This is a genomic window from Zooshikella harenae, assembly GCF_018837975.1.
Taxonomy (GTDB): domain Bacteria; phylum Pseudomonadota; class Gammaproteobacteria; order Pseudomonadales; family Zooshikellaceae; genus Zooshikella; species Zooshikella harenae.
In genome coordinates, this window is record NZ_JAGSOY010000279.1 from 1 (window position 1) to 1,029 (window position 1,029).

General features: G+C 40.3%; 1 protein-coding gene. It reads left to right on the forward strand.

What is annotated here, in order from left to right; genetic code table 11:
- Window positions 1–76 precede the first annotated feature (76 nt).
- Window positions 77–1,012, forward strand: coding sequence for an IS1595 family transposase (locus KCG35_RS25625; protein ID WP_215822687.1), 936 nt, complete (start codon window positions 77–79; stop codon window positions 1,010–1,012).
- Window positions 1,013–1,029 lie beyond the last annotated feature (17 nt).

Below are 1,029 nucleotides of genomic sequence, written 5' to 3' on the forward strand. Positions count from 1 at the left end.
CCTAATTATGACTATTCTTAAGCCATCACTTGCAGTACTATTGTGTTATAGACAATTTTAGCCAGGGGGGTTAAAAATGGCTATCAACAAAGTTCAGTTTCAAAAAGGCCTCAGTCTAAACGAGTTTATTGAAAATTATGGAACGGAAGAGCAATGCTTCAAAGTCCTGTATAAGTTGCGATGGCCTGAAGGATTTATATGTCCAAAGTGCGGATACAATAAATGTTGTCAGTTGACACAGAGAAGCCTTCAGCAATGTCATAAATGCCACCACCAAACTTCAATAACAGCAGGCACGATTTTTGAGTCCACTAAGTTACCTCTTACCACCTGGTTTCAAGCTTTTTATCTTATATCTCAAGACAAAAAGGGTATTTCAGCTATAGAGCTTCATCGTCATTTAGGTATTTCTTACCAATCAGCATGGCGTATGAAACAAAAAATCATGCAAGTGATGAAGGAAAGAGAAGAAGCTAAGCTATTATCCGGTTTTATCGAGGTGGATGATGCTTATCTAGGCGGTGAACGAACAGGATGCAAAAGAGGTCGAGGAGCAGACGATAAAACACCTTTCATAGCGGCTGTTGAAACAACCTCAGAAGGCCAGCCTGTCCGGATTAAGCTCAGCATTTTAAAAGGTTTTTTCAAGGAAGAAATAACGGTTTGGAGCCGTAAAAATGTGGTGAGTGGTAGTACCGTTATTTCAGATGGGTTAGCTTGTTTTAATGGTGTGGTTGATGCGGGCTGTAAACACGATAAAATTATCTGTGGTGGTGGGCGTGCGTCAGTAGAAGAGCCTGAGTTTTATTGGGTTAATACCATTTTGGGGAATTTAAAAAGTGCATTACGCAGTACGTACCATGCAATTCGGCCTAAGTATGCACAACGTTATCTTGCAGAGTTTCAGTATCGTTTTAATCGACGGTTTAATTTAAAAGATTTTATACCAAGACTTGCCTACGTTGCACTGAGAACGCCTGCGCTACCAGGAAAATTGCTGAGGATAGCTTAGGGTGAGTCATAATTAGG